Origin of the sequence: Mesorhizobium sp. M1252 (assembly GCF_040318265.1) — a bacterium.
Classification (GTDB): domain Bacteria; phylum Pseudomonadota; class Alphaproteobacteria; order Rhizobiales; family Rhizobiaceae; genus Mesorhizobium.
Genome location: NZ_JAMYLX010000011.1, coordinates 72,404 through 99,324 on the forward strand (window position 1 = coordinate 72,404; position 26,921 = coordinate 99,324).

At 60.5% G+C, this 26,921-nt stretch carries 32 protein-coding genes, 2 tRNA genes and 1 pseudogene; 18 read left to right on the forward strand and 17 right to left on the reverse strand.

Annotated elements, in window-relative coordinates; translation table 11 throughout:
* The first annotated feature begins 15 nt into the window (after window positions 1-15).
* From trbL to NKH22_RS21810, 5 genes are read left to right on the forward strand one after another with little or no spacing between them, the layout of a single operon-like run.
* Window positions 16-1,338, forward strand: a complete 1,323-nt coding sequence (gene trbL / locus NKH22_RS21790; protein ID WP_023669264.1) for a P-type conjugative transfer protein TrbL — start codon at window positions 16-18, stop codon at window positions 1,336-1,338.
* Window positions 1,339-2,070, forward strand: a complete 732-nt coding sequence (trbF, locus tag NKH22_RS21795) for a conjugal transfer protein TrbF (protein WP_023669265.1) — start codon at window positions 1,339-1,341, stop codon at window positions 2,068-2,070.
* Window positions 2,060-3,088, forward strand: a complete 1,029-nt coding sequence (gene trbG, locus NKH22_RS21800; protein WP_023669266.1) for a P-type conjugative transfer protein TrbG — start codon at window positions 2,060-2,062, stop codon at window positions 3,086-3,088. Before trbF ends, trbG begins: the two co-directional genes overlap by 11 nt.
* A 10-nt stretch (window positions 3,089-3,098) precedes the next feature.
* Entirely contained in the window at window positions 3,099-4,316 is a 1,218-nt protein-coding gene (locus tag NKH22_RS21805) for a TraB/TrbI/VirB10 family type IV secretion system protein (RefSeq protein WP_352910897.1), read from the forward strand.
* Window positions 4,317-4,329: 13 nt separating this feature from the next.
* Window positions 4,330-4,608, forward strand: coding sequence for a DUF2274 domain-containing protein (locus NKH22_RS21810; protein WP_023669268.1), 279 nt, complete (start codon window positions 4,330-4,332; stop codon window positions 4,606-4,608).
* On the opposite strand, the gene NKH22_RS21815 is transcribed toward NKH22_RS21810, so the two are convergent.
* The 3 genes from NKH22_RS21815 to NKH22_RS21825 form a co-directional block, all read right to left on the reverse strand.
* Window positions 4,582-4,974: a MucR family transcriptional regulator gene (locus NKH22_RS21815; RefSeq protein WP_084558345.1), complete on the reverse strand. Its 393-nt coding sequence runs from the start codon at window positions 4,972-4,974 to the stop codon at window positions 4,582-4,584. The genes NKH22_RS21810 and NKH22_RS21815 overlap by 27 nt on opposite strands.
* A 754-nt stretch (window positions 4,975-5,728) precedes the next feature.
* Window positions 5,729-6,592, reverse strand: a complete 864-nt coding sequence (locus NKH22_RS21820) for an ImmA/IrrE family metallo-endopeptidase (RefSeq protein WP_031214820.1) — start codon at window positions 6,590-6,592, stop codon at window positions 5,729-5,731.
* Entirely contained in the window at window positions 6,585-6,965 is a 381-nt protein-coding gene (locus NKH22_RS21825) for a helix-turn-helix domain-containing protein (protein WP_023669270.1), read from the reverse strand. Before NKH22_RS21825 ends, NKH22_RS21820 begins: the two co-directional genes overlap by 8 nt.
* A 127-nt stretch (window positions 6,966-7,092) precedes the next feature.
* On the opposite strand from NKH22_RS21825, the gene NKH22_RS21830 reads away from it, so the two are divergent.
* From NKH22_RS21830 to NKH22_RS21870, 9 genes and pseudogenes are all read left to right on the forward strand, one after another.
* On the forward strand, window positions 7,093-7,602 hold the full coding sequence (locus NKH22_RS21830; RefSeq protein ID WP_023746229.1) for a multiubiquitin domain-containing protein: 510 nt from the start codon (window positions 7,093-7,095) through the stop codon (window positions 7,600-7,602).
* Window positions 7,577-8,764, forward strand: coding sequence for a ThiF family adenylyltransferase (locus tag NKH22_RS21835; RefSeq protein ID WP_023746230.1), 1,188 nt, complete (start codon window positions 7,577-7,579; stop codon window positions 8,762-8,764). Before NKH22_RS21830 ends, NKH22_RS21835 begins: the two co-directional genes overlap by 26 nt.
* Entirely contained in the window at window positions 8,761-9,192 is a 432-nt protein-coding gene (locus tag NKH22_RS21840) for a ubiquitination-like system serine protease family protein (RefSeq protein WP_352910900.1), read from the forward strand. Before NKH22_RS21835 ends, NKH22_RS21840 begins: the two co-directional genes overlap by 4 nt.
* A 287-nt stretch (window positions 9,193-9,479) precedes the next feature.
* The gene (locus NKH22_RS21845) at window positions 9,480-10,166 is read left to right on the forward strand and encodes a phosphoribosyltransferase (protein ID WP_352910903.1); all 687 of its coding nucleotides are present in this window, start codon (window positions 9,480-9,482) and stop codon (window positions 10,164-10,166) included.
* An 85-nt stretch (window positions 10,167-10,251) separates the two neighbouring features.
* Complete coding sequence (locus tag NKH22_RS21850; RefSeq protein ID WP_198022480.1) at window positions 10,252-11,136, forward strand: DNA-processing protein DprA; 885 nt, start codon at window positions 10,252-10,254, stop codon at window positions 11,134-11,136.
* A 1-nt stretch (window position 11,137) separates the two neighbouring features.
* Window positions 11,138-11,647, forward strand: coding sequence for an HAD family hydrolase (locus NKH22_RS21855; RefSeq protein ID WP_023669276.1), 510 nt, complete (start codon window positions 11,138-11,140; stop codon window positions 11,645-11,647).
* A gap of 30 nt (window positions 11,648-11,677) precedes the next feature.
* Window positions 11,678-11,981: pseudogene (locus NKH22_RS31545) on the forward strand (transposase); the annotation flags it as partial.
* 351 nt (window positions 11,982-12,332) lie between these two features.
* Window positions 12,333-12,629, forward strand: a complete 297-nt coding sequence (locus tag NKH22_RS21865; RefSeq protein ID WP_023669277.1) for a helix-turn-helix domain-containing protein — start codon at window positions 12,333-12,335, stop codon at window positions 12,627-12,629.
* Between the two features lie 12 nt (window positions 12,630-12,641).
* The gene (locus tag NKH22_RS21870) at window positions 12,642-13,961 is read left to right on the forward strand and encodes a type II toxin-antitoxin system HipA family toxin (protein WP_023669278.1); all 1,320 of its coding nucleotides are present in this window, start codon (window positions 12,642-12,644) and stop codon (window positions 13,959-13,961) included.
* 271 nt (window positions 13,962-14,232) lie between these two features.
* Here NKH22_RS21870 and NKH22_RS21875 read toward each other — a convergent pair whose 3' ends face one another.
* The 11 genes from NKH22_RS21875 to NKH22_RS21925 all read right to left on the reverse strand — a co-directional run bounded on the left by NKH22_RS21875 (window position 14,233) and on the right by NKH22_RS21925 (window position 21,878).
* A complete protein-coding gene (locus NKH22_RS21875; protein WP_023746231.1) occupies window positions 14,233-15,543 on the reverse strand; it encodes a tyrosine-type recombinase/integrase in 1,311 nt (436 codons plus the stop codon).
* Between the two features lie 212 nt (window positions 15,544-15,755).
* A tRNA-Phe gene (locus NKH22_RS21880) sits at window positions 15,756-15,831 on the reverse strand.
* A 214-nt stretch (window positions 15,832-16,045) separates the two neighbouring features.
* Complete coding sequence (gene yacG / locus NKH22_RS21885; RefSeq protein WP_023669280.1) at window positions 16,046-16,237, reverse strand: DNA gyrase inhibitor YacG; 192 nt, start codon at window positions 16,235-16,237, stop codon at window positions 16,046-16,048.
* Entirely contained in the window at window positions 16,234-16,860 is a 627-nt protein-coding gene (locus tag NKH22_RS21890) for a Maf-like protein (protein ID WP_023681911.1), read from the reverse strand. The genes yacG and NKH22_RS21890 overlap by 4 nt, the downstream gene beginning before the upstream one ends.
* Window positions 16,861-16,879: 19 nt before the next feature.
* The gene (gene infA, locus NKH22_RS21895) at window positions 16,880-17,098 is read right to left on the reverse strand and encodes a translation initiation factor IF-1 (protein ID WP_006200926.1); all 219 of its coding nucleotides are present in this window, start codon (window positions 17,096-17,098) and stop codon (window positions 16,880-16,882) included.
* A 185-nt stretch (window positions 17,099-17,283) separates the two neighbouring features.
* Window positions 17,284-17,748 carry an arsenate-mycothiol transferase ArsC gene (locus tag NKH22_RS21900; RefSeq protein ID WP_081731224.1) on the reverse strand — a complete coding sequence of 155 codons (465 nt, stop codon included), beginning with the start codon at window positions 17,746-17,748 and terminating at the stop codon, window positions 17,284-17,286.
* Window positions 17,736-18,221, reverse strand: coding sequence for a UPF0262 family protein (locus NKH22_RS21905; protein WP_023669283.1), 486 nt, complete (start codon window positions 18,219-18,221; stop codon window positions 17,736-17,738). The genes NKH22_RS21900 and NKH22_RS21905 overlap by 13 nt, the downstream gene beginning before the upstream one ends.
* 6 nt (window positions 18,222-18,227) lie before the next feature.
* Window positions 18,228-19,520: a histidinol dehydrogenase gene (hisD, locus tag NKH22_RS21910; RefSeq protein WP_023669284.1), complete on the reverse strand. Its 1,293-nt coding sequence runs from the start codon at window positions 19,518-19,520 to the stop codon at window positions 18,228-18,230.
* 134 nt (window positions 19,521-19,654) lie between these two features.
* A complete protein-coding gene (locus NKH22_RS21915) occupies window positions 19,655-20,089 on the reverse strand; it encodes a DUF2948 family protein (protein ID WP_023692404.1) in 435 nt (144 codons plus the stop codon).
* A gap of 167 nt (window positions 20,090-20,256) precedes the next feature.
* A complete protein-coding gene (gene murA, locus NKH22_RS21920; RefSeq protein ID WP_023753869.1) occupies window positions 20,257-21,549 on the reverse strand; it encodes a UDP-N-acetylglucosamine 1-carboxyvinyltransferase in 1,293 nt (430 codons plus the stop codon).
* Window positions 21,550-21,683: 134 nt separating this feature from the next.
* Window positions 21,684-21,878: a hypothetical protein gene (locus NKH22_RS21925; protein ID WP_023701829.1), complete on the reverse strand. Its 195-nt coding sequence runs from the start codon at window positions 21,876-21,878 to the stop codon at window positions 21,684-21,686.
* 150 nt (window positions 21,879-22,028) lie between these two features.
* Here NKH22_RS21925 and NKH22_RS21930 point away from each other — a divergent pair.
* The 4 genes from NKH22_RS21930 to NKH22_RS31550 all read left to right on the forward strand — a co-directional run bounded on the left by NKH22_RS21930 (window position 22,029) and on the right by NKH22_RS31550 (window position 24,726).
* A tRNA-Thr gene (locus NKH22_RS21930) sits at window positions 22,029-22,103 on the forward strand.
* A gap of 79 nt (window positions 22,104-22,182) precedes the next feature.
* Window positions 22,183-23,715: a DUF6538 domain-containing protein gene (locus tag NKH22_RS21935; RefSeq protein ID WP_352910911.1), complete on the forward strand. Its 1,533-nt coding sequence runs from the start codon at window positions 22,183-22,185 to the stop codon at window positions 23,713-23,715.
* Between the two features lie 274 nt (window positions 23,716-23,989).
* On the forward strand, window positions 23,990-24,169 hold the full coding sequence (locus NKH22_RS21940) for a hypothetical protein (RefSeq protein WP_352910913.1): 180 nt from the start codon (window positions 23,990-23,992) through the stop codon (window positions 24,167-24,169).
* Between the two features lie 110 nt (window positions 24,170-24,279).
* On the forward strand, window positions 24,280-24,726 hold the full coding sequence (locus NKH22_RS31550) for a GIY-YIG nuclease family protein (protein WP_502908587.1): 447 nt from the start codon (window positions 24,280-24,282) through the stop codon (window positions 24,724-24,726).
* A gap of 147 nt (window positions 24,727-24,873) precedes the next feature.
* On the opposite strand, the gene NKH22_RS21945 is transcribed toward NKH22_RS31550, so the two are convergent.
* The 3 genes from NKH22_RS21945 to NKH22_RS21955 form a co-directional block, all read right to left on the reverse strand.
* Window positions 24,874-25,533, reverse strand: a complete 660-nt coding sequence (locus NKH22_RS21945; protein ID WP_352910916.1) for a hypothetical protein — start codon at window positions 25,531-25,533, stop codon at window positions 24,874-24,876.
* A 262-nt stretch (window positions 25,534-25,795) separates the two neighbouring features.
* Window positions 25,796-26,452, reverse strand: coding sequence for a hypothetical protein (locus NKH22_RS21950; RefSeq protein WP_352910919.1), 657 nt, complete (start codon window positions 26,450-26,452; stop codon window positions 25,796-25,798).
* The gene (locus NKH22_RS21955) at window positions 26,449-26,772 is read right to left on the reverse strand and encodes a hypothetical protein (RefSeq protein WP_352910922.1); all 324 of its coding nucleotides are present in this window, start codon (window positions 26,770-26,772) and stop codon (window positions 26,449-26,451) included. Before NKH22_RS21955 ends, NKH22_RS21950 begins: the two co-directional genes overlap by 4 nt.
* Between the last annotated feature and the right edge of the window lie 149 nt (window positions 26,773-26,921).

The following is a 26,921-nucleotide window of genomic DNA, read 5'->3' on the forward strand; positions in this document are numbered from 1 at the left end:
GAGGAAGGCGGCGACATGAACGACCTCGGAGTCATCGATCGCTTCATGGAGACCTTTACCCGCTACATTGACAGTGGGTTCGGTCTGCTTTCGGGCGACGTCGCCTTTCTCACCACCATTCTGATCGGCATTGACATCACGCTCGCGGGCTTGGTCTGGGCGTTCGGCGGCGAGCCCAACATACTTGGCCGGCTTGTTCGCAAAGTGCTCTATGTCGGCGCCTTCGCCTTCGTCCTGAACAATTTCAAGAACCTCGCCGACATAATTTACCGCTCCTTTGCCGGTCTCGGCATCAACGCATCGCCCGGCAACCTGTCCGCCGACAGTCTCCTGCGGCCAGGCCGCATTGCCGCGGCCGGCTTCCAGGGCGCCTGGCCGCTCCTCAATCAAGCGAGCCAGCTAGTAGGCTTCCCCGAGATCTTCGGTAACGCGCTCACCATCTTCGTGCTGCTTCTGGCCTGGTTCCTGGTCCTCATCGCCTTCTTCATTCTTTCCATCCAGCTCTTCATCACCATCCTCGAGTTCAAGCTCACCACGCTGGCCGGCTTCGTCCTGGTGCCCTTCGCGCTCTGGAACCGCTCGGCGTTTCTGGCCGAGCGCGTGCTCGGCAATGTGATTTCGTCGGGCATCAAGGTGATGGTGCTTGCCGTCATCGTCGGCATCGGCTCCACGCTCTTTGGCGAGTTCGCTTCCGCCCTGCAGGGCCAGGAGCCGGACCTGGCGGCGGCCATGTCTCAGGTACTGGGTGCGCTGGCGCTGCTTGGGCTCGGCATTTTCGGCCCCGGGATTGCCTCGGGTCTTGTTTCCGGCGCGCCGCAGCTTGGCGCCGGCGCGGCACTTGGAACAACGGCGGCCGCAGCTGGATCAACGCTCGTTGCCGGAGGCGCTGCGTTTGCCGGCGCGCGCATGGCAACAGGCGGCGGCCTCGCCGCAGTCCGTGCCGGCACCGCCATGGGGTCCGCTGCCATCGTCGCTTGGCAGACGGGGCGCGCGACATCGCCCGAGTCCGGGCTGTCCGGGGTAGCTGCTGGGCTGCAGGGGGTTGCGAGTGCCGCTAGCGGCGCCGCGATGCGGGGAATGCGATCCGCAGCAGAACCATTCCGCCGTAGTGCCGACGCCGGTCGCAATGCCGGCTGGACCGCGACCGGCGGCATGCCGACCAGCTCGATGAGCGGAAGCTCTCCAGTTATAGCTCCCGCAGCCGCGCCTGCCTGGGCAAGGCGTCTGCGTTCCGAACAGACCGCACGCGCCCATCGCCATGCTGCCACGCAGGCGGTGCGCGATGGAGATCGGGGCGGAAGCGGCGCCAATCCCTCCCTCAATGACAAGGAAGACTAGATGCTCTTCAAGCGACCCGTTCACCGTTATGGAAAGACGCCCGAACCCGTAACACCCTACCAGAAGGCCAGCCAACTCTGGGATGAGCGCATCGGCGCGGCGCGCGTCCAGGCCAAGAACTGGCGCTTCATGGCCTTTGGCTGCCTGGCTCTGACGACGGGGCTTTCCGGTGGGCTTCTGTGGCAGTCGATGCAGGGCCGCGTCGTGCCTTATGTCGTCGAAGTCGACCGCTTTGGCGAGGCGCACGCGGTCGCGCCGGCAGTCCAAAACTACCATCCCGACGATGCCCAGATCGCCTGGCATCTCAGCCGCTTCATCCAGAATGTCCGTTCGGTTTCCACCGATGCGGTTCTGGTGCGGCAGAATTGGCTGTCGGCCTACGACTTTGCCACCGACCGAGCGGCGCTCTTCCTCAACGAATATGCCAAGGCGAACGACCCTTTCGGCCAAATCGGCACGCGCAGCGTGTCAGTGCAGGTGACCAGCGTGGTCAGGGCTTCCGACAGCTCGTTCCAGGTCAAATGGACCGAGCAGGTGTTCGAGCGCGGCAGCCTCGCCAGCACGACGCGCTGGATCGGGATCCTCACCATCCTCATCCGCGCGCCTAGGACAACCGAGCAGCTGCGCAAGAACCCGCTCGGCGTCTTCATCAACGCCATCGACTGGTCGCGCGAGCTCGACAGCGCCGCGCCAACCCCCGTTTCCCCTAAGGAGCCCGCCAATGACAAATAGAGCCCCATTGCTTCGTGCTGCCTTGATCCTGTCGGCGTCTGCTGCGGTTCTTTCGGCCTGTGCCTCGAAACCAGTGCCGCCGCCTCAGATTTCCTATGACCACGAGGACTTCAAACCAGCCGCGATCGAGAAGGCGCCGGAGAAGCCGGTCAAGGTCGTGGAAGTGCCGAAACCGTTACCGTTGCCTGGTCAGTTGATGCCCGCACCCGGCAAGCCCGCCCCAGATAAGCGCTCGCCGGAAGAACAGGTCGCCGATGCCAACAAGGCGGCGACGCAACAACCCACCAAGTTTGGCTATGTCAATGCGGTGCAGGTTTACCCCTTTGCCGACGGCGCGCTCTACCAGCTCTACGCCGCGCCGGAGCGCGTCACCGATATCTCATTGCAGCGGGGCGAGAAGCTGAACTCGGTCTCAGCCGGCGATACGGTCCGTTGGGTGATCGGTGACACCGTTAGTGGCTCAGGCGATGACCAGCGCACTCATGTGCTGGTGAAGCCATTCGCGCCGGGGCTTGCCACCAATCTGGTCATCACGACGGACAGGCGATCCTATCACCTGCAGCTTCAAAGCACTGAGAAAACTGCCATGGCGGCGCTCTCCTGGATTTACAGCGAAGACCAACTCGTGGCGCTTCGGCGGCGCAACGCTCAGGCAGAGGCTGAAATGCCCGCGGCCTCGAACGTAGCACTCGAAAACATCCGCTTCCGCTATTCGATCACCGGCGACACGCCGCCGTGGAGACCGACGCGCGCCTTCGATGATGGCAGCAAGGTCTACATAGAGTTCCCGAAGCGCATCGATCAGGGCGAGGCGCCACCGCTCTTCATCGTCGGAGCCGACGGCGATAACCAACTCGTGAACTACCGGATGCGCGGCAACTACTACGTCGTCGATCGCCTCTTTGCTGCCGCCGAGCTAAGGCTGGGCACCAAACAGCAGCAGGTGGTGCGCATCACGAGAACCGACGGTCGGCAACCGCCGCGGCGGGTTTCGCTGTTTTCGCGCTTTGGCAGGTAAGGGGAGGCTCATGACCGATACTTCCCACCCGAATGCTCCGCCGAAGCTCAATCCCGAACAGTTGCAGCTGCGAGCCTCACCCCGCCGAGCGGTGCGGTTCAGGCGCGGCATAATCGTCGCGATCGCAGCTGTTGGCTCCGGCACCATCTTTGGCGTCACGATGATGGCGCTGCAGGGGCCGGCACTGCGCCTGAAGCAGCAGGCTGAAGAGCTTTACAGCACGGACCGCAAGCCGACCGCCGAGGGACTTGAATCGCTGCCCAAGGACTATTCCGGGAGCAAGCCGAAGGCTCCGGTGCTTGGACCGCCGCTGCCCGGCGATCTCGGCCGCCCTATTCTCGAGCACCAGCGCCAGCTTGGCATCGCGCCCGGGCAAGACGTTTCCGCCGAGGCGCAGCGGCTTGCACAACAAGCGATTGAAGCGCGCGAGTCGCAAGTCCTGTTCCGCATCGAAACCCGACTCCAGCAAACGGAAGCTTTTGGCAATGGGCAGGGCGGACGTTCGCCTTTCGAGACGGCGTCTCCGCAGCCAGATACCGAAGGCCAGCGAGCTACCGTCGCGCCGGCCGAGGGCGACCAGAACAATCAACAGCGCAAGCTCGATTTCATCGATCAACGGAACACCGGCGGGATCTACAACCCGCATGCACTGCAGACGCCGGCTTCGCCCTATCAGATCATGGCCGGTAGCGTGATCGCTGCAAGCCTGATCACCGGCATCAATTCCGATCTGCCCGGCCTTGTCGTCGCCCAGATCACCGAGAATGTGCACGACAGCGTCACCGGCAGCATCCTGCTCATCCCGCAGGGCTCACGGCTGATCGGCACCTACGACAGCGTTGTAGCCTTTGGGCAAAGGCGCGCTCTGTTGGTGTGGCAACGCATCGTGATGCCGGACGGCTCCTCTACCGAAATCGACAATCTGCCCGTGACCGACGCGGCCGGCTATGCCGGGCTCGAGGACAAGGTGGATTTCCATACTTGGCAGTTGATCAAGGGCGTCGCGGTAGCCACATTGCTGGGGGTTGGTACCGAGTTGAGCTTTGGGGAAAATGAAAGCGACTTGGTCAAGGCAATTCGTGAATCCACCCAGCAGAACGTCAGTCAAGCGGGCCAACGGATCACTGAAAAGAACCTGAACGTCCAACCCACGATCACCGTGCGCCCTGGTTGGCCGTTGCGCGTCATCGTGCACAAGGACCTCGTGTTGCGGCCATACACGGGGTGAACAGGAGGACTTCATGGCGAACCTGAAACTCGGAAAACTTCCGGATCGGACACCTTCGAAGATCACCATCACCGTTGGCGCCGCGTTGAGCCAAGCACTCAACGACTATGCCGCTCTTTACCGTCGGACCTATGGCGAGTCCGAAACCGTGGCTGACCTGATCCCCTTTATGCTGGTCGGGTTTCTGGAAGGTGACCGGGCATTTGCCAAGGCCAGAAAGGAAGGTTTGCCGGGCGCCGGCGCGTCGGAGAAACCGCGAAGGCAATCATCTTCCACACCGGACAACGCGTAACGCTTGGTGTCGCACCGCTAGGTTCTTGATGCTGACCGCGTTGCCACCGATCCCAGCAAGCGCTTCGCAAAATTTGATATCAGGCGTTCGCTTTACGCTTTGAGATAGGTTTCTTGGCCGGAGCAGCCTTCCCTCCCCCAAACCTAACGATTTTGCCAGCGCTGATCGGGCGGCCGAATAGTTCGGGGCGACCATGGGATAGTCCTTCGCCAGTCCCCACCTCGCCCGGTATTCATCGGGCGTCATCCGTGCCGGGTTGCCAGATGGCGCTTGAGTGACTTGTATTTCTGCTCCATCTTCAAGACTGATTATGTAGTCTGGGAGGACGGACCTTTTAGGATGACGGCTTCGGAGCCGTTTCTTCAGTTGGCGCCCTGTCCGATCTTAGTCAATGCCGAATTTAGACTAGCGATCAAATCGGGCAATCCAGAGACCGGAACCGCGTTCCTCTGGATAGGCCGAAAAGATATCCGCAGTAAGTGCGAATAGATTACTGCCGGCTTCTTCAGACATCATCACGCTCCTAGTCCTCTGATTGCAAATGAAGCGGCCGCCTGAATCTAGTCTCTGCTAGTCTCGGTTGAGCGTGAGATTCAATACCAATTCTTGGCGGAGAATTTGCGATAGAGTTGCGTCAGGAGGTCACGCTGGCAGTTCCAACTCTGGTTTTAACCCAAAACGTCAATGAACTTTGGAAATTGGTTTTTTCCAGTGAGCTTGACCTTTATGTCGAGCTTGCTCGCCACGGCATTACTCCCGGGCCAGCCGAGCGAATAACGATCGATGACTTCCTGGCTTGGCGCCCTCGCGGTCCCTCCATAAGCAAGCGCTCAAAGCGCTGGTGGCTTGGCTCTGGCACTAGTTCGCAAATGCCGCCAGCACCTCCAATGGTGGGGTCTTGCGAAGGATACGTCCATCTCTTCCGTTCGATGGGAAGCGCTTCCACCGCATCACGGGCTGCGGCCAGCTCCCGCACGGGTTGCGCCGAGAAATCGCCGGTATGGTCAGTCTTTTCCCGGCCCACAGCGGTCAGTGTAAGGTTCTGCAAACAGGGGTCAGATTTTTCTCGGCTCTACGGAAGGATGTTTCGCGCCGCGCGCCGGCCGGCCCAGCTCATTTCCTATTTCCTACGTTTCGACCTGCCAGGCCAAGGCAGCTCGCCGTCAAGCTCGCGGAGGCCGTAGGTCTCCTCCTCCCATCGCTTCCGTTCAGCCGCCGGGGGCGGGAGATCTTCATCATCGAACCAGAGCAGCGTCAGGGTCTGATCCCAGGCGGCGAGGTGGCGGACGTCTTCGTAGAGAGAACCTTCACGCTCCCAGCCCTCGAACCACTGATCCGGCTCGGCTTCCTCGGGGCCTGCCGCCGCTGCCCCCGCCCGCACCCGGGCGCTGTAGGAGTCGCTTGGCAAATCCATTCCGAGGCGCACCCAAGCCTTGGCGCCTCGCAGGGATGTGGAACGCGAGCAGTAACGAACCTTGCCGCCCTCGGAGAGCACGAAGGCGCATAGTTCGCGCGAGAAGGTGGCGAAACGTGAGCCCGTCGACATCAAGGAAGCGTCGAATTCGTCGGCCAGGTCGCTGACTGCGGCGAAATTCATGTCAGCCGCATCGACTCTCGGCTTGAACAGCTTGAATGGAAGCAATAGCTCGGCCGCGAACACGTCGCAGGCGATCTCGCCGGGCGGCCTACGCGTGAAACTCCAGCTCGGCGACCTATGATCCGCCGCTATGCCGAGGGCCTCGTGAGCCACTTCGTGACAGATGCTAAAGCGCTGCCGACGGCTGTTGTGGGCGCAGTTAACGCAAATGCGGTACTTGCCGTTCGACAACCGCACCGACCATGCGTCCTCATGTTCCTGAAGCACTTCCTGCTTCACGGTACCTCCGACTTGCGCCGCGTAGGCGTTTACTGAGACCGGAAGCGCCAATGGACCGCTCTTGGCGATGAAGTCGCGTGCCTTCATCGCGACGGAGAGTTCATCCATCTTCGTCCTCGCTCATGAACCGGCGGATGCGGGCAAGGGAGGTCGCGTAGTCGGGGCGGGCGCCACGGTTCACGACGGTGGTAAGCATATGGAACTCTTCGAATGAAACTCGATCATCGGCCCTCGCGAACTCGGCAAGATCGGGGTCGACATTGGGGTGACTTGATAGAAACCGCAGGATCTTGACTTCCCGCTCGGACGGCGCCAGACCGCTGAGCAGCTTGTTCACCACCTCGTCGGACGGCGCTTCCTTCGCACCCGTCTCGAGGCGGTAGATGTAGGCGTGATCGACTTCGCTCCGCTGAGCCAACTCTCGCAGGCTAAGATCGCCGCGAAGCCCCTTCAGCCAAATTCCTAACGCAGACTCCGGCATCCGCCCTCCTTGACATTCGCCACAATATCTCCCATTCTGTTGTCCAGACAGACAACGCGCTCTGGGTTGGTCTCGTGCCGAACAGGGCGTTTTTGAGAGCCTAAGTGTTGTCTGTCCGGACAGCAAGATGCCATCCGGCAGAGCGAAACGCAAGCACCGCGAAGCGGAGAAAGTAGTAAAAATGTCAGTCAATGTCGCTGCGCACCTGGTGCGTATCCATGTCGACCGGGAGATTTTCGAGTCGCCCGACCCCACAACGGGCAAAGCGCTCTACGCGCTGGCCGAGATCCCGAACCACCGTGAGTTGTTCCGGGAGGTGCCGGGTGATCACGAGGACAAACTCGTACCGCGCGACGACACTGTGATCGACCTGAAGAAGGATGATCACTTCTACAGCCAGAAGGCTGTGACAGTTGGCATCAATGGCGAGCCCTTCGAAACCACTGAAACTCGTCTCTCGTTCGAGGAACTGGTGAAGATCGCGTTCCCCGTCCTGCCGACGGGAACGTGCATCGAATTCACAGTGACCTACCGTGATGGCCCCCCGTCGAACCCCAAAGGCACGCTCACGGCTGGCCACTCCGTGAAGATCAAAAACAGGATGAAGTTCGATGTCACGGCGACCGATCGATCGTAGCCCGCCGCTGAAGCGGCTTCGAGACGAGGGCTACAGCGTCGACGTGGTCACGGGATATCTCGTGATCCGTGACGTACCCTATGTTGACAGCAACCGGCAGGTAAAGCGCGGCGTGTTGTTCGCCCCATTGGAGGTGACCAACGACGTTGCGAAGCCGCCCAAGGATCACCAGACCAAGTGGTCCGGCGATCACCCTTGCAACGAGGACGGCAGCAAGATCCAGGGGCTTGGCGACAGCGACTTGGGTGACGGCCTGAAGATCGACGGGATGCCGGTGCGCTGGAACTTTTCCTGTAAGCCCAAGCCCGCCGACCGCTACGATGATTTCCATCAAAAGATGGCGCACTACGTGGCGAAAATCTCGGGCCCGGCACAGGTGATCGAGCCGGGTGTGACGGCGCAATCCTTCAAGCCTTACGCGCCCGACGAGGACGACAGCGTCTTTCTTTACGAGGACACGGCCAGTAGTCGCGCCGACATCGTGGCAATCGCGCTAAAGCTCAAGCCGCTGAAGGTTGGCATCGTCGGCCTGGGCGGCACGGGCTCCTACGTCCTGGATTATCTCGCCAAGACCCACGTCCGCGAAATCCACCTCTTCGACAACGACGGGTTCAACCAGCACAACGCCTTTCGGGCGCCGGGCGCGCCTTCAGGCGAAGAACTGGAGGAGGAGCTCTCCAAGGTCGAGTTTCACGCGCGTACCTACAGCAAAATGCGCCGCGGCATCGTCCCGCACAAGGTCAAGCTTACCCCTGAGAACCTTCACCTGCTGGAAGGCCTTGACTTCGTGTTCCTGTGCATGGAGGGGACCGGGAAGCGGCCGATCGTCCAAAAACTGGAGGCAATAAACATCCCGTTCGTAGATGTGGGCATGGGCCTGACGGTGCACAACGAGAGCCTGCGGGGCCAGATACGTACAACGACCAGCACGCCTACCAAGCGCGAGCACGTCCACAACGGGAAACGCATCGCGTTCATGACGACAGAAGAGGTCAACGAGTACGACAAAAACATTCAGGTGGTGGAACTCAACGCTCTGAATGCTGCCTTTGCAGTCATCAAGTTCAAGAAGCTTTTCGGTTTCTACGATGACGACACCCACGAACATTTCAGCATCTTCGTGCTCGCGGGCGCCGAGACGATCAACGAGGACAGCGAATGAAGAGACCCTACAAGATCCGACACGAGTTCGTGGAGTTCGTCCCGAGGGTCCGCGAGGCCGGTGTCCTCTATGTTTCGATCCCGTATGCAACCGCAGTCCATGATTGCTTCTGCGGTTGTGGCACCAAGGTGGTGACACCGATTAGCCCGGTAGGCTGGCAACTCACCTTTGACGGCGAGAGCGTCAGTCTCTCGCCGTCAGTCGGGAACTGGTCATTCGCCTGCCGGTCCCACTATTTCATCCGTATGGACATAGTGGTCTGGGCAGGCGACATGTCGGAGGACGAGATTGCGTGGGGCAGGATGCGCGACAAGGCGGCGCGCGAAGGTCACTTCGGTGGCCATGTCGAGCCGCTCGCTTCGCCGAAGGCCGAGGTCGCGAAAACCAAATCTAGAGGTTTCTGGTCGTGGCTGACCGGCGGTCGTTAACACGTGCCGCGCTTCGGGCCCGCGCAGATGCGAGTCTCATAGGCCTACGTCTGGGCCGGGACCTTGAGGCCGCTCTCATAGGTCGCGCTTTCCGTAGAGCATCCAACTCGGCTGACCTTTCAGAGTGGCACCTAGGCCCGAATCGCGTCAGGCGGAGGCCGTTTCCCAAGAGTGCACTGCGGTCTCCGGTGAAATTTCGAATTTTGGCAGAATAAAAAGGCCAGCAAGCGAGTTGATAGTCGGCCTCGTGCTGCTTACATCGTGCACTGCGAAGTAAGGGGGGTGGCGTGGTTTATTTCAACAAAATTGCCGGATGGATGGGTTTTCCTCACCTGAGTGTGTCTCTCGGGCTGACGTATTCGTTTACAATTGCCTATAAACTGAAAGACAGGACTGACGAGAAGTGGACCGCCTGGTTTATTCGATTCAAAGACAAGAATAATAAAGCCGAGTGGGGTGCGGCGACGGTTCTATACGATGCTGCTCCGACTCTCGTCAAGCACTTAGGTATTGATCCCAAACGCGCCTCATTTATCCCCGCGCTTTCGTCCAAGGAAACGAAAGCCGACCCAAGCCGCTCAATACCGTGGATTACCAAGGAATGCGCAAAAACTGTGGGGGCGCAATATTCCGACAGCATCCTATCCAAGAATGTCCATCAGAAGATTCATACGATTTATTCCGCTGAGGGTCGCTCCGCTGAGCTGGATAAGGCTAAGTATCAGTCGGCAAAAATAGATGCGGACCATGTCTTCGTTTTCGATGACTTCATCACGCGAGGTGATACGCTGTCTCGCATCGCGCTAGCGGTGCTTGCCGCTAATCCGAAATGCAAGGTGTATGGGATTGCGCTCGCGAAAGCGGAGAGTGTTGCTTACTGCCCGAATCCCGAGAACGATCATGTTCCTGCTAGGTGGGATACGCTATGGGGGCAGGGCGAACGGGAGCACGACGCGAAGTTCAAGAAGGATTAGAGCAATGGCTTCATCGCCCGTGTCATCGACATCAGTAGCGCTAGTCGCTTTGATGAAGCTCAAAGGTCTCGGCCGGCGGGGGGCCTTGCGCATCGTTAATGGGCCTGTGCCTGACCGTGATGCGAAAGACGTTGTGGTGGACAGGGCGGCGCGGGCGAAGGTATCGGAAAGCGCACTGTTAGAGGCATGGGATCGAGCTCAGGACGAGTTGGAGAAAACGCTAAATAGCGATACGAAGTTTTTCTCATTCCATGACGAAGGGTACCCTCAGCGCCTTCGTAATATCCCAGATCCTCCTGCCGTCTTGTATGTAAGGGGAGCCGTGGCAGGACTCCACGCGACGAAGTGCCTTGCCGTCGTGGGGACGCGTGAGCCAACTCCTTATGGTGAAGCTGTTGCTAGGAAGTCGGCAGCGGCGGCAGCAAGCGAGGGCTTCACTATCGTGAGTGGCTTAGCACATGGCTGCGATACTCTTGGTCACGAAGGCTGCTTGGATGCCCACGGTGTGGGGGTCGCAGTGATGGCCCACGGCTTGGACAAAGTTTATCCCGCCGCCAATCGGGGACTGGCAACTCGCTTAATTGAAAACGGCGGCTGTTTGGTCAGCGAATATCCTCTTGGTGTCACTCCTATGCGGACAGCTTTTGCCGAGCGAGATCGCATCCAAAGTGGTCTCTCCGACGCAGTGCTAGTGGTGGAGACGGATGTGAAGGGTGGGACCATGCACACGGTGCGGTTCTGCCGAGAGCAGAAGCGTGCGCTGGCGTGCATTGATCATCCCGATAAGTGGAAGCACGAGGACAAGACGAAGGGCAATCAGATGATGATTGCTCAGCACTGGGCCCGCGCCATATCCGATGGGGTCGCCTTGACGCAGTTCTTGCTGCACGTCCAGCAGGTCGAACGCTCTCCAGCAAAAAGACCGGAGCGCGCATTGGACATCGATCCTCAAACTCGGTTGGGTTTCTGAGATGATTATTTTCGACTTCGATCAAACTCTCGTGGACACCTCCACAGTTGAGCACCTTCGCGCCGCTCGGGACTGGAAGGCGGTTATGGCCCAAGCCCCGAAGCTGGCCGTCTACGGCGGAATTACCGAGTTGCTCATCGAGCTACATGCGGCTGGTCACACATTGGCTATCGTTACAAAAAGCCCCGACATGGTGCCGAAGGCCTTCATAAAGGCACATGCCTGGCCGATAGATATTGTGGTCGGCTATCATCACGTGAAAAACCGAAAGCCGCACCCGGAGGGTCTTTTGCTTGCGATGTCAAAAGCGGGAGGAAAACCTCACAATACTTATCATGTCGGCGATCAGCCTCAGGATACCGAGGCTTCGCGTGGAGCCAACGTCGCCGCGTTGGGCTCGGCATGGGGCTGCCTCGACGTGGCAGGTTTGGAAGCCTCGAAACCAGACGCTATTTTCTCGTCTGTCGGCGAACTGCGCGACTACCTCAAAAAGAAGCTCGACCTGAAATAACCCGCTCAGTCGAAGGTGTCCCCGGAGTCGGTGACAGGGCTCTCCTGCATGACCGTGATCGACGATCCGTCGCTTCCACCGTTCGCGTGATGTCGCGCGGTCTACTTCGGGCAGACGTCGCGGCGCTGCCAATCCGGCTCCTCCATCGACGTTCAGGGGGGCATCTCGAAGGCCGGCGACGAGGACGTGCGGCGGGCGCTCTGCGAGACGGCGTTGGGCCAGAGACGCGCTTCAACGGCTCCGACAAGGTCAAAAGCTGGGGCCAGGGATCGCCGAACGCTCATTTCACTGCAAGGCCTGCGTCAAGTTGACCGTGATCATGCACGCAGTCTATGGACCGGCCGCGCGGTGCAAGGGAATTCGAAACGGGTGGTCGAGTACGGTCCGCGCCAATCTATCCTTCCTCTCACTGGAGCCTATGCTCCGGGCGATCATGGTAATCCGCTCACACCCGATCTTCCTATTTGGCAGTCGCAAAACTCGAAACGGTCACGCTAGAGACTTTGTACGACGGGCGCGAAAGCGGCTGGTCCTCTGACGAGTTTGCCTATCTCAATATAGGTTAATATATGAGGATCACCCATATAGGAACCTATATGGGGTAAGGTTTGATATAGTGGCATATATTGACACCCGTCATATAGGAGCCTATATCAGGCTAGCTCATACAGAGATCGTATACGCCATGAAGATCAGAACAGCTCGGGACATTGGTATCCTGATCAAGGAGGCCCGCACCCGTCGCGGCCTGTCCCAGGCTGCCTTGGCCAAGATAATCAACACCACGCAGACGTGGGTGTCGTGGATCGAGAACGGCAAGCCCAGCGCCGAGATCGGTAACGTGCTGCTGGCGCTGACTACGCTTGGTGTGGAGCTGGACTTTCAAATCCCGCCGGCGCCGACGTCAGCTGCTGATCATCATCATAATGCCGATGAACGGCATGTCGACGATGACGACGACGAGATTCCCTACAAGCTCTAGGTGACGATGATCATGGTGAACCCGATCGACACCCTCGACGTCCATATCGCTGGCAGACCGGTTGGGTGGCTCCACCACCTGCAGGGCGGCAAGCTTTCGTTCTCCTATCAAGAGGCATGGATGGAGGGCCGGGTGGCGATCCCGCTTTCCCTGTCCATGCCGACGATCACCAGGACCTACGAGGGCAAGGTCGTCGAGGCATTCCTCTGGGGTCTGCTGCCGGATAATGAGCAGACCCTCGCCAGATGGGCGCAGAGGTTCCAGGTCTCCGCCCGAAACCCGTTTGCCCTGCTCAAGAATGTCGGCCGCGACTGCGCCGGCGCCGTCCAGTTCCTTCCGCGTGGCCACCAGGTTTCCCGCGGCGAGAACGTGGAGTTGCTCACGGAGGCGCAGATTGGCGACCGCCTGCGCGACCTCCGCAAGGATGGTGCGGCGACCCGGCGAATCGGCGATCCTGGTCAGTTCAGTCTCGCTGGTGCGCAGGCAAAGACGGCGTTCCATTTCGACAAGGGCAGCAATCGCTGGGGGATCCCTCTAGGCGACACGCCCACGACACACATCTTCAAGCCGCCTTTGCCGCACTTGCACGGGCATACCGAGAACGAGCATTTCTGCCTGCAGCTTGCATGCAAGCTCGGCATGGACGCTGCACACAGCCAGGTTCTCGACTTCGCAGGCGAAAAGGCGATCGTTCTCGAGCGCTACGACCGCCGCAACATCGACGGCAAGACCATCCGCATCCATCAGGAGGACATGTGCCAGGCCCTATCGGTGATGCCGACGCTAAAGTACGAGAACCAGGGTGGGCCAGGTATCACGGCGATCTCCAAAAAGGTGCTGGCGGCCTCCATGGAACCCGTCCAAGACCGTCAGACCTTCATGGCCGCGAACGTCTTCAACTGGATCATCGCCGGCACGGACGCGCATGCAAAGAACTATTCGATGCTGCTGGGTGCCCAGGGCGAGGCCCGCCTAGCTCCGCTCTACGACATCTCCTCCATTCTGCCGCACCTCGGCGAGGGAGAGATCCAGGCTGAGATGCGCGACCTTAAACTGGCGATGAAGATCGACAGAGCCTACCCGATCGAGGAGATCATGCCGCGCCACTGGCGTCGCTGTGCGTCCTCAGCAAAGGTTGGCGGCGAGTACACAATGCGGACGATCCGCCATCAGCTCGCGGTGATACCGGACATGTCATCGGAATGCGCGCAAGAGCTTCGCCAGGAGGGGATCATCCATGAGATCGTTGGTCGCCTCGTCGACGCGATCACGACGCGCATCCAGGGCTTGTCCCGGATCTATGGAGAGGAAGCCGCCGCGGAGCCCGTGTAGGTTGTGGAGGTGAAAGTCGGGCGGGGATAGCGGATCCACGGACTAATGTCGGCGAAACGGACGGACCGCACACTGCCCATGGCATTCTCGCTCTGATAGGCCCGGGCCGGGTAGGTGCCCGGTTTCGGAACCGGCCATCGGCATCTTGAATGACGGGAATGGGGTCGGTTGCAGAACGGCAGCTTCCCGCCGAATGTGGTCAACTTTCTCTCCAGGAAATCTGACAATGCGGGCCTACGATTTGGCGTCGAGTTGTGGCTTTTTTTAACGGTCAGTATGATTTCCGGCGGTTGGAGATCTGTTTCGGCGTTTGATCAACGGCCGCTGTTGGGTTCAAAGTGGATGGTCGCGTTGGTGTGTGGACAGCAGGCTTGCGGCGTCCCTCGATTGAGATCACCCGCAGGTTTTTGCTCTTGAGTTCATCCAGGTAATCGGCCCACCACTGCATCATCTTGACGCGCTCCTCCCAGTGCTCTGCCCGGGCGTAGGCGCGCCGAACGTCGTTGTTCTCAATGTGGGCCAGCTGCCGCTCTATGGCGTCCGGATGCCACTTGCCGCATTCGTTCAGCAGAGTTGATGCCGTTGCTCGAAAACCATGCGCGGTAGCTTCATCCTTGCTGTAACCCATACGACGCAGTGAGGCGTTAAGCGTATTGTCGGAAATCGGACGCGAAGCCGACCGAACACTAGGAAACAGCAGCGATCCATCACCAGAGATTTCTCTCAGTGAAGTCAGGACGCTGATCGCTTGCTTTGATAGGGGTACGCGGTGCGGCCGTCGCATTTTCATGCGTGCTTCAGGGATCGTCCACACCGAGCTTTCAAAATCGAACTCTTCCCATTCAGCGGCGCGAAGCTCGCCGGGGCGGGGAAACAGCAGCGCTATCAGCTTTAGACCGGCTCGGGTTGTAGGCTGTCCATCAAATGCATCGATCCCCCTCAGCAAACCGCCCAAGGCCTTCGGATCGGTAATCGCGGCGCGAGACGTTACCTTCGGACTGATGAGTGCGCCTCTGAGGGCGAAGGTCGGATCTGTCTCGGCGCGTGCGGTCGCGATTGCGTATCGAAACACGCTGCCGACGGTGGAGCGCAGTCGCCTGGCCGACTCGTATCGACCGCGAACCTCGACTCGACGGAGGGCGGTAAGGATGATAGCCGGATCGATCTTCCGAATGCACTTATCGCCGATTATCGGATAGGCAAAGTCGAGCAGCCATTTCACCTTGCTGATCGTCCGGACGGCACGTCCCTCCTTCTTCAGCTTGTCAACATATTCGTCCGCGATTGAGCGAAAGGAGTCCTTTGCCGAATCGGCCTTCCGCAAGCTGCGTTCCTTTCCAGGGTCGACGCCAGCTAGCAGGAGCCTTTTAGCATCATCGCGCGCCTCCCGTGCCTCAGCGAGAGAGATAAGCGGATAGCTCCCCAGCGCGAGCAGTTTCTGCTTGCCGTCAAAGCGGTAGGCGAGCCGCCAGAGGCGAGAGCCCGTGGGCTGTACCCATAGCTGCAGCCCGCCCCCGTCAGACAATTTCACGAGTTTGGAAGCAGGGCGGGCGTTTCGACATTTCACGTCGGATAGGGCCATTCGTCAGGTCTCCCTTGGCTGTTTCGATACCATCAGGATGTCGAATACCAACGGAAATACCATCCCCCCGCCTCGTTGGACCAAATGCGCCCGAAGCGCTCTCTGTCCCGCTTAATTGCGCAATGCGACGGAAAAAGATCAACAATCCCAGTGGCTTGCAGAAGCGGCAGCGTAGAAGGTTCGGCTTAACGGAGTGTCGGGAGAAGAGGGGATGGTGCCCAGAGGCGGATTCGAACCACCGACACGCGGATTTTCAGTCCGCTGCTCTACCAACTGAGCTATCTGGGCCTCGCCGGCAAACGAGACATCGCCTGACCGGATTTCAGGAAAGCGCCGTGGGGCACCCCTTGAAAGCGCGTGGGTTATAGCACGGGAATTCGGCCTGTCCAGCGCCTAAGCGCTGATTTTCCGGGGCAATTGTCGCAGACAATACCGACGCCGGCAAAGCAGCAATTGCGTAAGGTCGTCGAAGTGGAATTGCGCGGCCGGCACCGCCCAAACCCTACTTCGGCTCGTCGCTCTCGTCCTCGTCATCCCGCGCGGTGATGACATAGGCGCCCTTCAGCCAGCGGTTGAGGTCGATGTCCTTGCAGCGCTTCGAGCAGAACGGATAGGTCTCGCGCGCCGACGGCTTGCCGCATTCGGGGCAGGGGCGCTTCGGGCGCAGTGGTGTGACCTTATCGTCCAGGCTCATGGCCGCGCGGTATGCCAACTGGTGTGGACCTTGAAGCCTTCGCCCGAAAGCAGCGCCACCGTCTCGTAGAGCGGCAGGCCGACAATGTTGGTATAGGAGCCGACCAGCTTGACGACGAACGAACCGGCGAGACCCTGGACGGCATAGCCGCCGGCCTTGCCGCGCCATTCGCCGGAGGCGACATAGGCGTCGATCTCCTCGCGTGGAAGCCGCTTGAAGCGTACCCTGGATTCAACCAGCCTTTGGCGCAGCTTGCCGCCCGGCGTAATCAGGCAGATGCCGGAATAGACCCGGTGCGAACGGCCCGAAAGCAGTCCAAGGCAATTGGCGGCGTCGTCCAGCGTCTCGGCCTTGGGCAGGATGCGGCGTCCGACCGCGACCACCGTATCGGCGGCCAGCACGAAACTTGGCGCATAGTCTTCCTCGCTTTTCAGCGAGGCCAGCGCCTTCTCGGCCTTTTCCTTCGACAGCCGCTTGGCCAGCGAGCGCGGATGTTCGGCGCGCAGCGGCGTTTCGTCGACATCGGCTGGCAGCACGCGGTCCGGCTCGATGCCGGCCTGTTGCAACAGTTCGATCCGGCGCGGCGAACCAGAGGCAAGCACGAGCTTCTGCAGGATGCTCATCGCGGTTCGCGCCGGACTGTTACTTGAAACGGTAGGTGATGCGGCCCTTGGTCAGGTCATAGGGCGTCATCTCGACCAGGACCTTGTCGCCGGTCAGCACACGGATGCGGTTCTTGCGCATGCGGCCGGCCGTATGGGCGATGATCTCGTGTTCGTTTTCGAGCTTCACCCGGAACATCGCGTTGGGCAACAATTCCGTCACGACACCCGGAAACTCGAGGACTTCTTCCTTCGGCATTCGATACCTTTGCTTGGATTGCAGTTCCGGCGCCCTGGAGCGCCCAGGCCGGAATTTCGGCGGAACCTATATGATAATCGTGCGCTTGTGAACACGCTTAGATCGCGTCATAAGCGACGCGCTCCAAGCTTTCGTTTTATGCATGTCGTTGTCTCAAAACCGGGACCGCTTTTGAGCGACATGCATCAATCCGCCGCGTTTTTTACCTCCGGAAGCAGAAAACGTCGGCTGATGCGCGCTTTCAGCCGTTCTCTCACGTCGCGATAGCTGGCCATGATCTGCTCGCGCCTGCCGCCGACATCGGTCGGATCCGGCATCGGCCAGTATTCGACGTCGACGGCAAGCGAGCGGGTGAGCTCGAGCGCGGCGTGGTGGGCTTCGGGCGCCAGGGTGACGATCAGGTCGAAATAATCGTCCTCGAGATCGTCCATCGAGCGCGGCTGGCGCTCGCCCAGCGTCAGGCCCTCTTCGGCCAGCACCGCGTCGACGAACGGATCGCGCTCGCCCCTGTGCACGCCGGCAGAGGCGACGAAAGTGGCCGGCGGCAGCATGCGCCGCGCCAGCTGCTCGGCCATCGGTGAGCGCACGGCGTTCATGCCGCACAAAAACAGGATCGAGCGGGGCGCCGCAGTCAGGTCTAACCCCGCCAGTGCAGCACGCAGACCAGCGTGAACAGCCGCCGCGCCGTGTCGAAGTCGATGTCGATCTTGCCGGCCAGCCGGTCCATCAACGTCTGCGAGCCTTCATTGTGCAGGCCGCGCCGGCCCATGTCGATCGCCTCGATATGGCTTGGCGTCGAGGAGCGGATGGCGTCGTAATAGCTTTCGCAGATCAGGTAGTAGTCCTTGACGATGCGCCTGAGCGGCGTCAGCGACAGGATATGGGTGACGACATCAGCACCATCCTCGCGGGCGACCGCAAACACCAGCCGGGATTCGGCCAGCGAGAGCTTCAGCCGATAAGGCCCGGCGCCGTCATCATTGACCGGCTGAAAGCTGTTTTCTTCGATCAGGTCGAAGATCGCCACCGCGCGCTCATGTTCGACATCGGGCGTCGAACGGCCGATCGACTCGTCGAGCTCGACATCGATCAGCCTTGCGCGGGTTTGATCGCCGTCCGCCATCGCCGCCTACATGTTCAGCCGGATGGCGACGGAGCGGCCATGCGCGTCGAGGCCTTCCGCCTTGGCCAGCGCAATCGCCGCCGGCGCAAGTGCTCTCAGCTGCTCCGGCCCGAGCTTCAGGATCGAGGTGCGCTTGACGAAATCGAGCACCGACAGGCCCGAAGAGAAGCGCGCCGAACGCGCCGTCGGCAGCACGTGGTTGGAGCCGCCGACATAGTCGCCGATGACTTCGGGCGTATGGCGTCCCAGAAACACAGCACCCGCATTGCGCATCCTGGCCAGGAAGCCCTCGGCATCGTCGATGGCGAGTTCCACATGTTCGGCGGCGATGCGGTCGACCAGCGGCAGCGCGGCTTCGATGGTCTCCACCAGGATCACCGCGCCGAAATCGCGCCAGCTGGCAGCCGCCGTCTCGGCGCGCGGCAGGCTCAGCAATTGGCGCTCGACCGCCTGTTCGACTGCTTTTCCGAACGCAGGATCGTTGGTGATCAGGATCGATTGCGCCGACACGTCGTGCTCGGCCTGCGCCAGAAGATCGGCGGCGATCCAGTCGGGATCGTTGCTGCCGTCGGCCACCACCAGCACTTCAGACGGTCCGGCGATCATGTCGATGCCGACCGTGCCGAAGACCTGGCGCTTGGCGGCGGCGACATAGGCATTGCCGGGCCCGACGATCTTGGCGACCGGCCGGATCGTTTCGGTGCCATAGGCAAGGGCGGCAATCGCCTGCGCGCCGCCGACGCGGTAAATCTCCGAAACGCCTGATATATCGGCGGCCACCAGCACCAGCGGATTGATGATGCCGCCCGGCGCCGGCACGACGATGACGATGCGCTCGACGCCCGCCACCCTGGCCGGCACGGCGTTCATCAGCACCGAGCTTGGATAGCTTGCCGTGCCGCCCGGCACATAGAGCCCGACCGCCTCGATCGCCGTCCAGCGCGAACCCAACTCGACCCCGGCGGCATCGGTATAGCGATCGTCCTTGGGCATTTGTCGCTCGTGATGGGATCGGATGCGGTCGCGGGCAAATTTGAGCGCTTCGACCGTCTGCGGATCGGCGTCTTTGTAGGCCTGCGCGATGTCGTCCTTCGACACGGCGATGCCGAGGCTATTGAGGTCGGCCTTGTCGAATTTCAGCGTGTAGTCGACCAGGGCAGCGTCGCCCTCGGCACGAACCCGCGCAATGATGGCGCGCACGGCAGTGTCGACGTCCTCCGATACTTCCCGCTTGGTGGTCAGGAAGGCGGCGAAACGCTGCGCGAAACCGGCATCGGATTGGATAAGCGTAATGGCCATCGGCTGCGTCTAGATCATGGTGAGATTTGCTTGAAATCTCATCATGATCTAGCCCTTTGTTGGAGCATGATCTCTGGACAAACGATTCCCGTTTTGTCCAACAAAAACCGGCACCCACTTTTTGGGATCATGCTCTAGACCCTGTGCACCGGACGCGAGGTGGCTTCCCAGGCGCCGCCTATGTCGGCAAGCCGTGCCTCGATGCATTCGACGTCGAGCATGATCGCGCCGCCGCCGGAAAAGACCAACTCGACGATGCCGGCCGGCTTGCTGATTTCGATAAAGCTGATTGCCAGCAGCGACAGCACCTCGGCCGGCCGATCGCGGGCAATGCCGCTGGTCTTGGCGCCGAGCACGCGGTCGAAATGCAACACCGCCTGGCGCCGCTCATTGTGCTGGCTGAACAGCCCGGACTTCGCCTCCCAGACGAAGCGGTTCATGGTCAATATGAAACGCTTGGCCGAAGGCAGGTATTCGAGATCCGAGACCTTCATCACGGCGTCCTGGACGTGAGCCGAGACGATGCTCAGATCCTGATCGTCGAGCGCAATGAGTTTGAGGGCTGCCATGCCGAATGCACACCTGAAAGTTGGTTTCAGCCTTCTGTTAGGCGGTCTTTCCGGTCCGTGCAACCGCGACACAAACTCAACCCGAGGCTAGCGCCTCGGGTTTGAAGTGTTGGTAGCGAATGAAGGCAGCACCAGACGCCTGTCTGTCTGAAGCAACTGCCGTGCGGTCAAGCCGAAATCCGCTCGATCACCGCGCCGCAATTGGACAGCTTTTCTTCCAGCCGCTCAAAACCGCGGTCGAGGTGGTAGACGCGGTTGACCGTCGTTTCGCCTTCGGCCGCCAGACCGGCGATGACCAGCGACACCGAGGCGCGCAGATCGGTCGCCATCACGGGCGCGCCCTTCAGCTTGGAGACGCCGTCGACGATCGCCGTTTGGCCGGACAGCGTGATGTGGGCGCCGAGCCGGGCCAGTTCCTGCACATGCATGAAGCGGTTTTCAAAGATGGTCTCGGTGATGCGCGACTTGCCCTTGGCCATGGTCATCAGGCCCATGAACTGCGCCTGCAGATCGGTCGGGAAGGCCGGGAACGGCGCCGTCGTTACGTCGACCGGCGAAATGCCGGCGCCGTTGCGCCGGACGCGAATGCCGGAATTGGTCGGCGTGATCTCGGTACCGGTCTGGGCAATCACGTCCAACGCGGTCTGCAGCAGCTCGGGGCGGGCGCCTTCGAGCACGACATCGCCGCCGGTCATGGCCACAGCCATGGCATAGGTGCCCGTCTCGATGCGGTCGGGGATGACGCGCACGCGCGCGCCCGACAGCGAGTCGACGCCGTCGACGGTGATGGTTGGAGTGCCGGCGCCGGAAATTTTTGCGCCCATGGCGTTGAGGCATTCGGCGAGGTTGACGATCTCGGGCTCGCAGGCGGCGTTTTCGAGTACCGTCTCACCCTTGGCCAGCGCCGCCGCCATCATCAGCACATGGGTGGCGCCGACGGAGACTTTCGGGAACACATAGCGATTGCCGACAAGGCGGCCGTTCCTGGTCTTGGCCAGCACATAACCAGTGTCGACATCAATGTCGGCGCCCAGCGCCTGCAAGCCCTCGAGGAACAGGTCGACCGGGCGCGTGCCGATGGCGCAACCGCCCGGCAGCGACACTTTGGCCTCGCCCATGCGGGCCAGCAGCGGGCCGATCACCCAGAACGACGCCCGCATCTTCGACACCAGCTCGTAGGGCGCGGTCGTGTCGACGATGTTTCGGGCCGAGAAGTTGATGGTGCGCGAATAGCCCTCATTCTGCTTCTCGCGGCGGCCGTTGACCGAATAGTCGACGCCGTGATTGCCAAGAATGCGGATCAGCTGCTCTACATCGGCCAGATGCGGCACGTTTTCCAGCGTCAGCGTGTCGTCGGTGAGCAGCGACGCGATCATCAGCGGCAAAGCGGCATTTTTCGCGCCCGAAATCGGAATGCTTCCGGCGAGCTTGTTGCCGCCGACAATTCTGATGCGATCCATGAGAGAATGTCCCCTCGGCCCGAAAGGCCGGTTTTCGTCAGTTTGCGTATCGGCCCGTCTAGACCATTGGCCGGCTTGGTTCAAGATTCCTGAGCCCGTTGGCCAAGTTGGCCGGCCAGTGTGGCCGATATCGGTCAGTCCTTGTGCATTTTTTCAGCAGCCGCCAGGCCTTCCGGGCGCTGGTCAGCGTCACCGGTGCGCCGCGAACGCGCTTGCGTCTTGCGCTTCATGAGATTGGCGCGCAACTGCTCGGCCAGCCGATCCTTGCGGGTGGTCCCGCCCTTTTTTGCCGGATCAGCCTTTTTCGGTGGAATTGTCTTCTCGTCCATCGTTCCGTCCCGCCCGCAACTGGCAGGGCCTGCTGTTCAAGGGATAGCTAGCATTGTGGCGCCGCCATGTCAGCGAAACTTGTCTGGCAAAGCCTTTCACAGACGCCTTGCGCTTGCCGGTTCTATATGGCAGAAGCCCCGCCATCAGCGGCTGCGGTAGCTCAGTGGTAGAGCACTCCCTTGGTAAGGGAGAGGTCGAGAGTTCAATCCTCTCTCGCAGCACCATATTTTTCTGTTGGATTTCAGAAAGATAGGGGTTATCAGGGACTTGGAGACACCTCGGTTCTACACAGAGGTGCTACACATGGTCCTTCCAATGCCCAGCCCACAAAAGAGCAAGTCAGGCGTTTACTATTTCCGACAACGTGTCCCCGCCGATCTAAGGCGCAAGGTGGGGAAGGGTGAAGTTGCCTACTCACTCCGCACCAAGGACCCTGCCGAGGCGAAGGCTCGGTTCGCTCAAGAGGCCGCAAAAGTTGCCCAGCGGTGGAAGGCTCTGCGGGCGGTCCCCGCGCCGCTGCCCCATATCCAACTAGTGGCGCTCGCAGGGGAACTCTACCGGCGACAGATGACGCTTCTCCGGATCGAGCCCGGTGAGCCCGAGATTTGGGTGGAGGTCCTGAACCTTTTGAGCCGCCTGGACGGCGACAGCGAAGCCCTCGAAAGATGGTATGGCCCCACGGCCGATGAGCTGTTGCAGGACCACGGGCTTGCCACGGACCCCGCCAGCCGAACCCGACTTATCCAGGAAGCCCACCGCGCCTACCGACAAGCGGCCGAGCAGTTGCTCCGTCAAGCGGGGGGCGACTATCGTCCAGACCCGAACGCGGACCGTTTCCCCGAAATCACGGTGGCCGCGAACAACACACCCGCCGCTTCCAAGGGGATCACCATAGGCGACCTGTTCGACCTTTGGGAACGCGACCACCTCGCGGACGGGAAGTCAAAGCGAACCCCCCGCGATCATCGGCACAAGATTGACGACTTCATTGCCTACCTCGGCCACGAGGACGCCACCCGCGTGACCTCTAAGGACGTGGCGGACTGGACCCAAGGTTTGCGGCATGGGCGGGGGCTTGCGGCGAAGACCGTGAGTGACAAGTACCTTTCGGCCCTACGTTCGGTGTTCGGCGCTGGGGTATCCAAGTTCAAGATCGAGAGAAACCCGGTTTCGCCTGTCCGTGTCAAGGTTCCCAAACGGGTCCTTGAGCGGTCTAAAGGGTACACTGACGATGAGGCCGCAAGGGTTCTGAAAGCAGCTTTGAAAGCGTTAGATGCGCCCGGCAATACGTCGCCCGTCAACAGGCTTGTCTATCGCTGGCTACCTTGGATTTGTGCATACACCGGGGCGAGAGGCGGCGAGATTGCGCAACTGCGCAAAGAGGATTTCACAGTTGAGGCCGGCATCCATTGCATCCGCATCACCCCGGAGGCGGGGTCAGTGAAGTCAGGCGAGTATCGCATAGTTCCCCTCCATCCCCACCTGATTGAACAGGGCTTGCTAAAGATGGTTGAGGCGGCGAAGGGTGGACCGCTCTTTTATGCTGAAAGTAAGCGTCAACGTAGGGCAGGGTCGTCGCGGGCGGGCTATGCCCGTGGCAAGGCGAGCGAGTGGGTGCGTGATACCGTCAAGATTACGGATAAACGCGTCCAGCCTAATCACGGTTGGCGACACCGCTTCAAGACGATTGCACGCGATGTCGGCATAGAGCAGCGATATATGGACGCCATCCAAGGACACACGGACGGAAGTGCGTCGGCGTCCTACGGCGAAAACACGGTGCGAGCGCTCTACCGGGAGATACAAAAGCTGCCGAGATACGATGGAAAGAAATAGAGACCCGTTATGTGAGACGCCGAGGCCGGTCGCATCAATCGGACCGCGTCGATGTCGCGCTAAAGATAGCTACCGCTTCGCGCGGAGCACCCGCGTAGGGTTCGGCAGGCTAGGAGCGACTCGATCGGCGGCGGGACAAAAATTCAAGCCGAGAAGCCTCCCTTCGCTCGGGGAGTGTCTCTGTTTGAAATTTGACGTCGAAAGCGCCTCGCCGCGTTTGCTCGCATAGGCCGAACCGCATATATGCTTAGCGGGAAGCACGAGGAGACCGAAGGTGGAACCCGGCCAAATCAATGCGCTTGAAGAGCTGCGTAAACTGCGCGACGTAGTTCAGTCTACCGTGGATCGGGTCAAAGGCGTGCGGCTCAAGCCAGCGGATCGAGCCGAGATTGAGACTCGCAAAATGCTGATCAGAGAAATCGAGCGCGACCTTCGAAAGCTTGAAGGGGGATAGCATCTCTACCGGACCTAAAGGTCTGAGACGTCCCGCCGACGTGATTGGCAAAGCCGTTCGCTTCATGCGCATTGCCACTTGCGAGGACTCGACGACGTGCAGGACGTTGAGTGCCGCCGTTTTGTGACGAAGGCCGGAAAGCGAGGATCCTACAAGGGCAAATCGGATTGACTATCTCTTTTCTGATCGACGAAGGTTTTCAGCCTGTTGGCTCGTGGCGGACGGCAGATTGCAGGCCGCATAGAAACGTCGCTTGGCTTAGGCATCAGCCAGGACTCTACGCATTCCTCATAGGGTCCACCGTCATGTATGTCGGTTTAAGCAAAACACTTCAAAGTCGCCTTCGCAACTACGGCAACCGGGCTTTTCGAAATAGAAGCGTACCCCAACGGGGAGCCCACGCTAACATCGCGTTGTCAGTAGCTGGTAACGTCGAAGTCGCCATCTTCGCGAAGGTCATTCCGGGAGCTACAGAGGCGCAGCTTCTTCCCCTTGAAACTGCCCTCATCAAAGCACTCCAGCCGGGATGGAACGGCACACACAAAATTTCAAACTGAGGCCCGCCGCGCTCAGGTCGCCTAGGCGGTAGAAAGAAGGAGGTCGCATTCGCGCGACCCCATCCTCTGGGTATAGTAGCGCTATGAAATAGCGGGTGCCCCCAATGTTTCCGTACTAGGGAAACGTCGCGAAAATGGGACACTCGCCTATGCTGCGCTCCGAAGAGTTCGCACGTGCCGCGAGACGGTCTGTTTTGGCAGCGATGTCCGCCTGACAATCTCGGCCTGCGAATGTCCCTGGCGCAAAAGGTGACCAATCGCGGCCCGCCTGCTATCCACGCTTCTCTGCGGTACGCTCCCCCTGTTGACCGCATGCTCCACAAGAAGCTGCCCCCGTTGCGTGATCAAGATGAGTTCCTTTACAGCCTCGGAACGGACCATCTTTATCGGAACTGCGAGGTTCGCCTCCACAGCCTGTCGGGTCACCTCCGGCGTATGGTAGTACAGTGGTTTCACCAACTCGGGAGCCGTGATCGTCGGAACATCCTTACAGGCCAAGACCCGTTGGAGGATGCCGAGCCTTTCCAAGATATCAGCGAGCTTGTGCGATGAGAGCCTTGTCGCCCTCGCTACCTCCAAAATGGTCAGGCAGCCATTCACTAGCTCACCGGTGATCGGATTGACGATCTCGCCCGGTTCGCGGCGTAAGTGTCGCGGGATCGTAAAGCCACGATTGACCCGGCCCGCCTGCGTACCCGCCCAGCGAAACCGCTCATGCCGCCTATCAGGAAGGTTGCGGAGCGGCCTGCCTCCACGGTCGAGTGCTTCCACTCGCTTGGCAGCGATCCACGCCTTGTAGGAACTCATCGCAAGTCCCTTGCGGCCGCATCGGCAGCCGCAGCGTCTATCTCTCGTTCTCGCCGACGCCTCGTGCCCCATCCCCGTTTAGCAGCCCTGCTGGCCTCCTTCCGGTTACTTTTGATAGCAGCCTCGGCTTCCGCCGCCGACTTCAAAGGGCGGCCCCTGCTCGGGTCGAATTGGAGCGAATGGGTTGGCGTCTTGCCAAGCTTCGCCTTGCTCCCTACTGCGCTGTTCGTGGTGTTCTCGTTCGTGGTTTTCGTAGTGGTCTTCATTTCAACTCCTTGATTGCGGTTCTGATGTTTTCCTGCGCCGTCCGGGCATCCTCCCGGTCTTGTTCGTCGAGTGCAGCCAAACGAAGCCCGGCGGCGCCGAAGGTAGTTGCGAGTGTTTGCCCAAGGATTGCTCCCGCCTTGGGCGTCATCTCCCGATACACGCGCTGCTCGCGTCCCGTCCGGTGATCGTACCGACTTCCAGAATGGCGGCTGGAAAGGGCTCGCACCCGCCGCGCAAGTTGGAGCCGGAAGCCCGCGTCCGAGGCGAACCGGCTGGGCCGTTCACTCAACAGCACGAACATGGCGAGCGCCGTCACCATGACAGCCCGTCCGCCAGCGTCGGCGCCGATATTCAGCACCTCACGGGCCGCGTTTCGTTGATAGCGGTTGCCTGTTGCCTTGGAGGCATCGCCGCGTGCCTGCCCTACGATCTCCCGCCAGCGCCCCTCTAGGTGCTCCCAAAGGGGGCTGTCAGCGTTCTTCGCGATACGTGCTTCCACACGCAATCGGTACGGCGTCAGTTCGCCTTTGGTGACGCTCGTTTGCAGGGGGTCTCCTTGCCGTCGAAGGCTGCTTTTGTGTCGGCGGCAATGACGAGAGAAGCGCGAGAATGCGGGAAGATGACAGTTGGGGACGCGGCAGACCCCAGTCATTGATCCTCCCCCTCATCGTCATCTTGGTCGGAGGGCTGTGCGCGGTCGGCGAGCATAGACAGGCCGACCATTGCCTCTTTGACTGTCTGCTGAAACGCGTGGCACTCGACGGGCAGCCCGAGCGCCACTGCGTGGGCGGCGGTGAAAAGCATTGCGGCAACGGCACTGGCTTCCGTCACTGCGTTAACATCGTTGTCTGTCAGCACGTCGTCATTGTCCGCGAGCGCGTTCCAGATCGCGCCCTCAACGTCGGCGAGCTTGTCCGAAAAGGACTCGTTGCGCTCGTCCATTTCGCGGATGATCTCATTCAGTTTTTCCATGCAATTGTTCTCCTTGCTTGTTTGTATCCGCCCCTGGGCACGCAGGGACGGAAGTGGAAATCTTGCTGGCCTGCCGGTCGTTGGCGGCACGCTTGGCTTGCGTCCGTTTCAGTCATCGCTAGAGAGCTAGCTCCCGACACGGTTCGCTG

Coding starts and splice junctions, on each gene's coding strand:
- trbL (WP_023669264.1), top strand. CDS start 16: ATGAACGACCTCGGAGTCATCGATCGCTTCATGGAGACCTTTACCCGC.
- trbF (WP_023669265.1), top strand. CDS start 1,339: ATGCTCTTCAAGCGACCCGTTCACCGTTATGGAAAGACGCCCGAACCC.
- trbG (WP_023669266.1), top strand. CDS start 2,060: ATGACAAATAGAGCCCCATTGCTTCGTGCTGCCTTGATCCTGTCGGCG.
- NKH22_RS21805 (WP_352910897.1), top strand. CDS start 3,099: ATGACCGATACTTCCCACCCGAATGCTCCGCCGAAGCTCAATCCCGAA.
- NKH22_RS21810 (WP_023669268.1), top strand. CDS start 4,330: ATGGCGAACCTGAAACTCGGAAAACTTCCGGATCGGACACCTTCGAAG.
- NKH22_RS21820 (WP_031214820.1), bottom strand. CDS start 6,592: ATGGATGAACTCTCCGTCGCGATGAAGGCACGCGACTTCATCGCCAAG.
- NKH22_RS21825 (WP_023669270.1), bottom strand. CDS start 6,965: ATGCCGGAGTCTGCGTTAGGAATTTGGCTGAAGGGGCTTCGCGGCGAT.
- NKH22_RS21830 (WP_023746229.1), top strand. CDS start 7,093: ATGCCATCCGGCAGAGCGAAACGCAAGCACCGCGAAGCGGAGAAAGTA.
- NKH22_RS21835 (WP_023746230.1), top strand. CDS start 7,577: ATGTCACGGCGACCGATCGATCGTAGCCCGCCGCTGAAGCGGCTTCGA.
- NKH22_RS21840 (WP_352910900.1), top strand. CDS start 8,761: ATGAAGAGACCCTACAAGATCCGACACGAGTTCGTGGAGTTCGTCCCG.
- NKH22_RS21855 (WP_023669276.1), top strand. CDS start 11,138: ATGATTATTTTCGACTTCGATCAAACTCTCGTGGACACCTCCACAGTT.
- NKH22_RS21865 (WP_023669277.1), top strand. CDS start 12,333: ATGAAGATCAGAACAGCTCGGGACATTGGTATCCTGATCAAGGAGGCC.
- NKH22_RS21870 (WP_023669278.1), top strand. CDS start 12,642: ATGGTGAACCCGATCGACACCCTCGACGTCCATATCGCTGGCAGACCG.
- NKH22_RS21875 (WP_023746231.1), bottom strand. CDS start 15,543: ATGGCCCTATCCGACGTGAAATGTCGAAACGCCCGCCCTGCTTCCAAA.
- yacG (WP_023669280.1), bottom strand. CDS start 16,237: ATGAGCCTGGACGATAAGGTCACACCACTGCGCCCGAAGCGCCCCTGC.
- NKH22_RS21890 (WP_023681911.1), bottom strand. CDS start 16,860: ATGAGCATCCTGCAGAAGCTCGTGCTTGCCTCTGGTTCGCCGCGCCGG.
- infA (WP_006200926.1), bottom strand. CDS start 17,098: ATGCCGAAGGAAGAAGTCCTCGAGTTTCCGGGTGTCGTGACGGAATTG.
- NKH22_RS21905 (WP_023669283.1), bottom strand. CDS start 18,221: ATGGCGGACGGCGATCAAACCCGCGCAAGGCTGATCGATGTCGAGCTC.
- hisD (WP_023669284.1), bottom strand. CDS start 19,520: ATGGCCATTACGCTTATCCAATCCGATGCCGGTTTCGCGCAGCGTTTC.
- NKH22_RS21915 (WP_023692404.1), bottom strand. CDS start 20,089: ATGGCAGCCCTCAAACTCATTGCGCTCGACGATCAGGATCTGAGCATC.
- murA (WP_023753869.1), bottom strand. CDS start 21,549: ATGGATCGCATCAGAATTGTCGGCGGCAACAAGCTCGCCGGAAGCATT.
- NKH22_RS21925 (WP_023701829.1), bottom strand. CDS start 21,878: ATGGACGAGAAGACAATTCCACCGAAAAAGGCTGATCCGGCAAAAAAG.
- NKH22_RS21935 (WP_352910911.1), top strand. CDS start 22,183: ATGGTCCTTCCAATGCCCAGCCCACAAAAGAGCAAGTCAGGCGTTTAC.
- NKH22_RS21945 (WP_352910916.1), bottom strand. CDS start 25,533: ATGAGTTCCTACAAGGCGTGGATCGCTGCCAAGCGAGTGGAAGCACTC.
- NKH22_RS21950 (WP_352910919.1), bottom strand. CDS start 26,452: ATGACTGGGGTCTGCCGCGTCCCCAACTGTCATCTTCCCGCATTCTCG.
- NKH22_RS21955 (WP_352910922.1), bottom strand. CDS start 26,772: ATGGAAAAACTGAATGAGATCATCCGCGAAATGGACGAGCGCAACGAG.